We start from the raw sequence: 8,856 nt of genomic DNA, 5'->3' as shown, positions 1-8,856 counted from the left end.
GGTACGCGCCCACCCACCCCTGGATCGCCGGCCGGCACGCCGACGCGCGCGCTCCAGCGAGCGCTGCGCCGGCCGTGGGCCTGGACCTTCGAGGGCTGCTCCTGCGAGCGGGACCTGGCCACCCTGGTACGTGCGGCCGGCTTCACCCGCGTCGACCTTGAGCCGTATCGGCTGCACAGCCCGTTCGTCACCTTCAACACCCAGATAGCGGGCGTCGCCCACGCCTGAGCGGTGCACGTATTGTTGCGGTATGACCCAGCGACTCGTCAGCGTGTGGCAGCCGTACTTCCTCGAGAGCCCGACTCCGGACGCGGCCGTCGCCGCCGCGAAGGAGCTGGAGGAGCTCGGCTACTCGCGGATCTGGTTCTCGGCCGGCTTCGACCAGCATGTACCTCCGCGCTACCGCGAGATCCTCGACGGGACCGAGCGGATCGGGGTCGCCCCCGGCATCGTGAGCATCTGGCACTCGTCACCGGCCGAGGTCGCGGCGTACGCCCAGGACGCGCAGCGCGCCCACCCGGGGCGGTTCCTGCTCGGCCTCGGCGCCAGCCACGCCGTCCTCGTGGAGAGCAACGGCACCGACTACCGCAAGCCGTACTCCAAGATGGTGGAGTATCTCGACGCCCTCGACGCGGCCGGACACGAACCCGAGCAGCGGGTCCTGGCCGCCCTGGGGCCCAGGATGCTGACGCTCTCCCCCGACCGTGCGGCCGGCGCGCACCCGTACTTCACCCCGGCCGAGCACACCGCCGAGGCCCGGACGGCGATCGGGCCGGACCGGCTGCTCACCCCGGAGGTCGCGGTGGTGCTCGAGGCGGACCCGGCCGCGGCGCGGGCGACGGCCCGGCAGTACACCACCGGCTATCTCTCGCTGCCGAACTACACCAACAACCTGCGCCGGTTCGGCTGTACCGACGAGGACCTCGCCGGCGGCGGCAGCGACCGCCTGGTCGACGCCCTCATCCCCTGGGGTACGGCCGAACAGGTCGCCGCCGGCATCGAGAAGCACTTCCAGGCGGGCGCGGACGAGGTGGCGATCCAGGTCCTCAACGGAGGCGACGCCACCACCTTCCCAGCCGAGGCGTTCCGGGCGCTGGCCGCGATCCTGATCTGATTTCTTCGAGAAAAGTCCCGCCGGGATGTCGAGCCCGGCGCGGCGGCTCCGTCCCAGCGGTCAGATGCAAACGCCGATGACCGAAGGGTTGATGCTGGGATGACCACACAGGACGACGTGCTGGGGTACTTCGACACCTTGTCGAACTGGGGGCGGTGGGGTGACGACGACGAGCTCGGCACACTGAACCTGATCACCGACGAGGTCCGGCTGGCGGCGGCCCGAGCCGTGCGCCACGGCCGGAGTGTGTCGTGCGCGTGGGAGGTCGCCGTACCGGACGACATGGAACGGTCGACGACGGCGTGCCCGTGCGCCGCTGAGATGCCGGGGGCCGAGAACATGCCGGCCGCCTTCCACGCCGACCGGCGCTGGGGCTTCTCGAACGAGCGGCTCGGCATCATGTTCCACGGCAACACCATCACCCACGTCGATTCGCCGTGCCACCTGTTCTGGGACGGCAAGATGTACAACGGGCGCTCGCACTCCTCGGTCGACGCCACCACCGGGTCGGCGTGGGCGGCCGTCACGGCAGCGGCGAACGGGATCGTCACGCGCGGTGTCCTGCTGGACATCGCGCAGGCCCGCGAGGTGCCGTGGCTGGAACCGGGCCAGGGGGTGTTCCCCGAAGATCTGGAGGAGGCCGAGCGTCGCCAGGGCGTGCGGGTGCAGCCCGGCGATGCGGTCCTGCTGCGGACCGGGTACGGCCGCTTCCGGCACGAGAACGGCGCGGCCGGCGGCATCACCCAGGCCGGCTGGCACGCATCCTGCCTGCCGTGGCTGCGGGAACGCGGGGTCGCCCTGATCGGCGCCGACACCCCGCAGGACGTCCAGCCGTCCGGGTACGCGGACGTGCTGATGCCGGTGCACGCCGTGAGCCTGGTCGCGATGGGTCTGTGGCTGCTCGACAACTGCGACCTGGAGGCGTGCGCGACGACAGCGGCCGAGCTCGGCCAGTGGGACTTCCACCTCGCGGTCGCTCCGGTCCGCTTCGCCGGTACGTCCGGGAGCCCGGTCAATCCCATCGCCACGTTCTGATCCGGAACTCCGAGGGGTCGCGTGTGTCCCGCTTCACCCATAGCATCGTGCTGTGGGAGCGCTCCCAAGCCATCGTGGGGTGCTGACGCCCAAGCAGGGAGGAGACCCCGTGCGCTACGGACACTTCGACGATGAGCGCCGCGAGTACGTCATCGACAGGCCGGACACGCCACTACCGTGGATCAACTATCTGGGCACCGAGGCGTACTTCGGCATCATCTCCAACACCGCGGGCGGATACTCGTTCTACCGCGACGCCCGGCAGCGCCGCCTCACCCGGTACCGCTACAACAACGCGCCGTTCGACCTCGGCGGGCGCTACCTGTACGTGCGGGACGACGCCACCGGGGACTTCTGGTCACCGACCTGGCAACCGACGCGCAGCTCCCTGGACGAGTACGAGTGCCGGCACGGCCTGTCGTACACCCGGATCGCCTCCGCCCGGGGCGGCATCCGGGCCGAGACGCTGTACTTCGCGCCGCTCGGCGAGACCCTCGAGGTCTGGCGGTGCCGGGTCACCAACGACCGCGACACGGCGGCCGAGCTCTCGCTCTTCTCCTCGGTCGAGTTCTGCCTGTGGGACGCGCAGGACGACGCGACCAACTTCCAGCGCAACTTCTCCACCGGCCAGGTCGAGGTGGCCGACGGGGTGATCTACCACAAGACCGAGTACCGCGAACGGCGTGACCACTTCGCCTACTTCGCCTGCTCGGAACCACTGGCGGGCTTCGACACCCAGCGGGACACCTTTCTCGGCGCGTACCGCGGCTGGGACCAGCCGGCGGCGGTGGAGCAGGGCGCGGCCTTCGACTCGGTGGCGCACGGCTGGGCACCGATCGGCAGTCACCACGTACGGCTGAGCCTTGCGCCCGGAGAGACCCGCGAGGTGATCTTCGTGCTCGGCTACGCGGAGAACCCACGCACCGAGAAGTTCGACCCCCCGGGATCGCAGACGCTCAACAAGCGCAACGTGCGCCCGGTCATCGAGCACTGGCTGCGGCCGGAGACGGTCGCCGAGGGCTTCGCGGCGCTCGGCACCTACTGGGACCGGCTGCTCGGCACCTTCAGCGTGACGACCCCGGACCCGGACACCGACCGGATGGTCAACATCTGGAACGCCTACCAGTGCGTGGTCACCTTCAACATGAGCCGCTCGGCGTCGTTCTACGAGTCCGGGATCGGCCGCGGCATGGGCTTCCGCGACTCCAACCAGGACCTGCTGGGCTTCGTCCACATGATCCCGGAACGGGCCCGGGAACGGATTCTCGACATCGCCGCCACCCAGCTGACCACCGGCGGGGCGTACCACCAGTACCAGCCGCTGAGCAAGCGGGGGAACAACGACATCGGCGAGGGCTTCAACGACGACCCGCTGTGGCTGATCCTGGGCGTCGCCGCGTACCTCAAGGAGACCGGTGACCGGACGATCCTGGACGAGCCGGTGCCCTTCGACAACGCACCGGGCAGCGAGGCACCGCTGTACGAGCACCTGCGCCGGTCGCTGCGCTACACCCGGGAGCGGCTCGGCCCGCACGGCCTACCGCTGATCGGGCGGGCCGACTGGAACGACTGCCTCAACCTCAACTGCTTCTCCGACACCCCGGGTGAGCCGTTCCAGACCACCGAGAACGCCACCGGCGGCGCCGCCGAGTCGGTCTTCATCGCCGGGCAGTTCGTGCTGGCCGGCAAGGAGCTGGCCGCGATCGCCGAGCTGCGCGGGCTGGACGACGAGGCGGCCGAGTACCGCGCCGCCGCCGAGAAGATGACCGGCGTCATCGTCGAGCACGGCTGGGACGGCGCCTGGTTCCGCCGCGCGTACGACTTCTACGGCCGTCCGATCGGCTCGGCGGAGAACGACGAGGGGCAGATCTTCATCGAGCCGCAGGGCATGTGCGTGCTGGGCGGCGTCGGCCTCGACGACGGGCTGGCCGTACGGGCGCTGGACAGCGTGGCCGAGCGGCTGGCCACCCCGCACGGCATCGTCCTGCAGCAGCCGGCGTACTCCGACTATCGGATCGAGCTCGGCGAGATCTCCTCCTACCCGCCCGGCTACAAGGAGAACGCCGGCATCTTCTGCCACACCAACCCGTGGATCATGATCGCCGAGGCCATGGCGGGCAACGGCGACCGCGCCTTCGACTACTACCAGCGGATCAACCCGTCCGCCCGGGAGGCGATCAGCGAGGTGCATCGCTGCGAACCGTACGTGTACGCGCAGATGATCGCCGGCCGGGACGCGCCGGCCCACGGCGAGGCCAAGAACTCCTGGCTGTCCGGCACCGCGGCGTGGAACTTCGTCGCCGTCACCCAGTGGATCCTCGGCGTCCGGCCGGAACTGACCGGGCTGCGCGTCGACCCGGTGCTCCCGGCGAGCTGGCCGGGTTTCCAGGTCACCCGGTCCTTCCGAGGCGCCACCTACCGGATCTCCGTCGACAAGCCGGCCGGCGTGACCGGCCGGGTCACCCACCTGCTCGTCAACGGTGAGCGAGTGGAGGGCACAGTGCTGCCGCCCGCCGCGCCCGGCACCGAGGTTGACGTGGAAGCTGTCATCGAAGGCTGACTCCGAGATGAGCACTGACCGGCGCCGCGTCGAGGACCGTCGCCCGCGATCCGCCGCGCATCCGGCGACGCGGGCGCATCCACGGCGCGGCTGCCGAGCGTAATCATCGCGAGAGAAGGTGACCCCTGTGCCGACCAAGGACCCGATGCCGGCCGCCTCCGGCGTCACCGAGCAGCGCCTCGCCGGGCTGCGCAGGTGGAACCTCGCCCTGACCCTGCTGCACCTGGCCCAGGCGGTGGCCGTCGTCCTGCTCGCCGGCAGCTTCGCGATCACCGTGACGTCGTCGGTCCCGGAGGGACCACCCGGGACCGCGGCCGTCACCCCGCAGGCGCTGTTCGACGTGCCCATCGGATGGGCCATCGCGGCCTTCCTGCTCCTGGCGGCGCTCGACCACCTGCTGACCGGGACCGTGGCGCGCCGCACCTACGAGCGTGACCTGCGGCGGGGCATCAACCGGTTCCGGTGGGTCGAGTACTCGGTGAGCGCCACGTTGATGGTCATCCTGATCGGCTTCTACTCGGGCATCGCGAGCATCAACGCCGTCATCGCGGTCGCCGGCGCCAACGCCGGGATGATCCTGTTCGGGTGGCTGCAGGAACTGATGAACCCACCCGGCCGCCGCCGCACGACGATGCTGCCCTTCTGGTTCGGCACGATCGTCGGCCTCACACCGTGGATCTCGATCGGGTTCAACGTCGCCGGGTCCGAGACCGTACCCGGTTTCGTGTACGGCATCGTGGGGGTCCAGGCCGTGCTGTTCTTCAGCTTCGGACTGAACCAGTGGCTGCAGTACCGGGAGGTCGGCCGGTGGGCGGACTACGCCTACGGCGAGAAGGCCTACCTGGTCCTCAGCCTGGTGGCCAAGTCCCTGCTGGCCTGGCAGATCTTCGCCGGATCGCTGGCCGGCTGAGCACGCCGGCCCGCTGGCCCGCGGTGATGACGTCGAGTTTGGCGGTCTCGTCGGCCTGGGGGAACAGCGGGCGACTTCATGAGGGACACCCTCGGATGGGCCGCGCTGGACCAGAGCGCCCCACTGCGGTGGAGTGCCTGGTCCATTTGTGCCGGCCGAGCCGGGCGAGCGGTTCCCGACGCTCACCTACGGCAACGTCGATCCCAAGGACGGGATGCCGGCCCGGGGCGGCTACTCCGCGTCGGCATCGTCGGGATGGGCGGGCTCGGTCACCTGGCCCTGAAGGTCGCCCATCACCTGGGGGCCGAGGTCGTCCAGTTCACCCGTACCCCGGACAAGGCGGCCGAAGCCCGCGCCCCGGGCGCCGACGACGTCGTGGTCTCCACCGACCAGCAGCAGCGGACCAGGCCCGCAACGACGTCCGGTACCGCTTCGTCCTCGACCTGACCACCGGGTAGCAGCCCCGACGGTTCAGGCCCGCTGGAGCTGGAACCGCTGGTTGGTGCTCCCGGTGACCGTCCACTGCGAGAAGCGGGCGCCGTCGGCGGTGGAGGCCTGCCAGACGTCCATGGCCAGGCCGCTCTGCCGGTTGACCAGGCTGCACACCTGACCGCCGTGGTCGACCACCCGCCACTGCTGGGCGGCGGTGCCGGTGTCGGGCTGCTGGGTGACGTCGCCGCTGGTGCCGGTGACCTGCAGGACCAGACCGCTGTGCCGGGCCCGGACGCGGTGGTAGCCGCCGTCGGAGGGCAGGAACTCGAACTGCTGGTTGAGTCCGGTGGTGACCGGCCACTGGACCAGGGCGGCACCGGCAGCGGTGGAGGCACCGCTGATGTCGGCGGCCTTGCCGCTGTGCTGGGCCACCAGCCGGTACTGGACGCCGGTCTCCACCGGCCCCGACCGGAGTGCGGACGCCCGGTAGGTGTGCCAGGCCTGAGCGGTGAACTCGATGAGCCCGGATTCGGGCCGCGCCGGCTGGACCGGCGTGCCGCTGGTCTCGTCGCGCAGCTCGAAGTCGCCGGTCAGCACCTGGCTGCGCATCCGGACCGGACCCGTACGGTCGGGGGTGACGACCAGTTCGGCGCCGGTGCTGCTCCAGGTGGCACCGACGGTGTATCCGCCGCGAGCCCGCAGACCGCTGACGCTGCCGCTCGGCCAGGCCGGTGGTAGTGCGGGCAGCACGTGCAGCTCGTTGTTGTGACTCTGCAGCAGCATCTCGGCGATGCCCGAGGTGGCGCCGAAGTTGCCGTCGATCTGGAACGGCGGGTGCAGGTCGAACATGTTGGGCGCCAGGCGGTCCGTGCGGACGAGATCACGCAGGAGCTTGTGCGCGCGGGCCCCGTCCTCCAGCCGGGCCCAGTAGTTGATTTTCCAGGCGAGGGACCAGCCGGTGCCGTCGTCGCCGCGCAGCTCCAGCGTGCGGCGTGCGGCCGTGTGCAACGCCGGTGTCCCCCGCCGCGTGATCTGGTTGCTCGGGTGCAGCCCGTACAGGTGGGAGACGTGCCGGTGGTTGCCCTCGGTCTCGACCCAGTCGGCCAGCCATTCCTGGATGTTGCCGCGTGAGCCGACCCGGGTCGGCGCCAGCCGGTCCCGGGCCGCGAGCACCTGGGTACGGAAGGCGGCGTCCACGCCCAGCGTCTCCGCGGCCCGGGCGCAACCGTTGAACAGGTCCCGCAGGATCTGGTTGTCCATGGTCGGGCCGGCGCAGACGCTGGCGTTCGCGTGGTGGGGCAGCTCCGGGGAGTTCGACGGGTTGGTGACCAGATGGCCGAGCGTCGGGTGGGTGACCAGGGTGTCGAGGAAGAACTGGGCGGCGCCCTTCATGGCCGGGAAGTTCGCGCGCAGGAACTCGAGGTCACCGGTGAACAGGTAGTGCTCCCAGATGAGCGTGGCCAGCCACGCGCCGCCGGTCTGCCACATGCCCCACAGTGCACCGTCCACGACCGACGAACCCCGCCAGGCGTCGGTGTTGTGGTGGGTGACCCAGCCACCCGCGCCGTACTGGGCCTGGGCGGTGCGGGCGCCGGTCACGGTCAGGTCCTTGATCATGGCGAAGACCGGCTGGAAGCACTCGGCCAGGTTGGTCGTGTCGGCCGGCCAGTAGTTCATCGGCAGGTTCGCGTTGATGGTGTATTTCGAGTCCCAGGACGGTGCCATCTCCTCGTTCCAGATGCCCTGGAGATTGGCCGGCTGGGTGCCGGGGCGCGAGGAGGAGATGAGCAGATACCGGCCGTACTGGAAGAGCAGCGCGGACAGCTGCGGGTCGGTGGTGGTGGCGTGCTGGGCGATCCGTACGTCGGTGGTCTGATCGGCCGCGGCGGTGCGGCCCAGATCGAGCGTCACCCGGTTGAACAGCTTCTGATAGTCGGCCAGATGGCGGGCGAGCAGCTGCTCGTAGCCGACAGCCCCGGCCGCGCTCAGCCGGGTCCGCGCGATGTTCTGGTAGTCGCCGTTGACGGTACGGAAGTCGACGTAGCTCGTGCCGATCGAGACGAGCAAGGTGACGGAGGTGGCGCCGGAGACCCGCAGCGTGCCACCGGAGCTGCTGACCGTACCGCCGGTGACGGTGGCCCGGGTCAGGGCGAGGAACCGCACCGAGCCGGTCTTGCCCTCCATGGTGCCGGAGATGCCGTCGAGGCCGATCGTCGCTCCGTCAGGGCTGGACACGCTGGTCCGTTGCGGGCTGTCGAAGGTGGCGGTGAAGCTCAGCGCGTTGGCGCGGTCGGCGGTCAGCCGGACCACGATCACCTGATCGGCAGCGCTGGCGAACACCTCACGCTGATACCGCACACCGTTGAGGACGTACGTCGTGGTGACGGTCGCGGTGGTCAGGTCGAGGGTCCGGCGGTACTGCGAAGCACCGGCGGCGCTGCCGAACGCCAGCCGCAGATTGCCGACCGGCTGGTACGCCAGCTGCCCGGCGGGACTGCCGAGCATCGTCTGGTTGATCAGGTCCTGGGCCTGGGTCCACTGGTCGGCAAAGACCCGCCGCCGGATCTCGGCCAGGTTGGCGGCACCGCGAGGATTGGCCGAGTCGTACGGGCCACCGGCCCACACCGTGTCCTCGTTGAGCTGCAACCGGTCCGTGTCCACGTTGCCGAAGACCATCGCGCCCAGCCGGCCGTTGCCGACCGGCAGCGCCCGCAGCCAGTCGGTGCCGGCCGCCTCGTCGTACCAGAGCGCGAGGTCACCGGCCGCCAGCACCTGCGGCGGCGCCTTCGCTCCGGCCCGGGCGAC

Annotated in this window: 8 protein-coding genes; 7 read left to right on the top strand and 1 reads right to left on the bottom strand. The window is 70.5% G+C overall.

From position 1 onward, the window contains the following. The 7 genes from AB0C29_RS21255 to AB0C29_RS21225 all read left to right on the top strand — a co-directional run. On the top strand, nucleotides 1-228 hold a 228-nt coding region (locus tag AB0C29_RS21255; RefSeq protein WP_360822572.1), incomplete at its 5' end, for a hypothetical protein. 22 nt (nucleotides 229-250) lie between these two features. Then, nucleotides 251-1,114 carry a TIGR03620 family F420-dependent LLM class oxidoreductase gene (locus AB0C29_RS21250; RefSeq protein ID WP_360822570.1) on the top strand — a complete coding sequence of 288 codons (864 nt, stop codon included), beginning with the start codon at nucleotides 251-253 and terminating at the stop codon, nucleotides 1,112-1,114. A 99-nt stretch (nucleotides 1,115-1,213) separates the two neighbouring features. Next, the gene (locus AB0C29_RS21245; protein WP_360822568.1) at nucleotides 1,214-2,149 is read left to right on the top strand and encodes a cyclase family protein; all 936 of its coding nucleotides are present in this window, start codon (nucleotides 1,214-1,216) and stop codon (nucleotides 2,147-2,149) included. A gap of 109 nt (nucleotides 2,150-2,258) precedes the next feature. Beyond that, nucleotides 2,259-4,709, top strand: a complete 2,451-nt coding sequence (locus AB0C29_RS21240) for a GH36-type glycosyl hydrolase domain-containing protein (protein WP_360822566.1) — start codon at nucleotides 2,259-2,261, stop codon at nucleotides 4,707-4,709. Nucleotides 4,710-4,836: 127 nt separating this feature from the next. Beyond that, complete coding sequence (gene heR / locus AB0C29_RS21235) at nucleotides 4,837-5,619, top strand: heliorhodopsin HeR (protein ID WP_360822564.1); 783 nt, start codon at nucleotides 4,837-4,839, stop codon at nucleotides 5,617-5,619. A 148-nt stretch (nucleotides 5,620-5,767) separates the two neighbouring features. After that, on the top strand, nucleotides 5,768-5,902 hold the full coding sequence (locus AB0C29_RS21230) for a hypothetical protein (protein WP_360822562.1): 135 nt from the start codon (nucleotides 5,768-5,770) through the stop codon (nucleotides 5,900-5,902). Further along, the gene (locus tag AB0C29_RS21225) at nucleotides 5,875-6,066 is read left to right on the top strand and encodes a zinc-binding dehydrogenase (RefSeq protein WP_360822560.1); all 192 of its coding nucleotides are present in this window, start codon (nucleotides 5,875-5,877) and stop codon (nucleotides 6,064-6,066) included. The genes AB0C29_RS21230 and AB0C29_RS21225 overlap by 28 nt, the downstream gene beginning before the upstream one ends. A 24-nt stretch (nucleotides 6,067-6,090) precedes the next feature. On the opposite strand, the gene AB0C29_RS21220 is transcribed toward AB0C29_RS21225, so the two are convergent. Continuing rightward, nucleotides 6,091-8,856: glycosyl hydrolase family 95 catalytic domain-containing protein (locus AB0C29_RS21220; protein ID WP_360822558.1), on the bottom strand; the 2,766-nt coding region annotated here is incomplete at its 5' end.

Source organism: Actinoplanes sp. NPDC048791 (genome assembly GCF_040650095.1).
Taxonomy (GTDB): Bacteria; Actinomycetota; Actinomycetes; order Mycobacteriales; family Micromonosporaceae; genus Actinoplanes.
This window is presented reverse-complemented; position numbering and strand designations above follow the sequence as displayed.

What these genes read in the sequence shown, in the direction of transcription:
- AB0C29_RS21245 (WP_360822568.1), top strand. Translation starts at nt 1,214, where the DNA reads ATGACCACACAGGACGACGTGCTGGGGTACTTCGACACCTTGTCGAAC.
- AB0C29_RS21250 (WP_360822570.1), top strand. Translation starts at nt 251, where the DNA reads ATGACCCAGCGACTCGTCAGCGTGTGGCAGCCGTACTTCCTCGAGAGC.
- AB0C29_RS21225 (WP_360822560.1), top strand. Translation starts at nt 5,875, where the DNA reads ATGGGCGGGCTCGGTCACCTGGCCCTGAAGGTCGCCCATCACCTGGGG.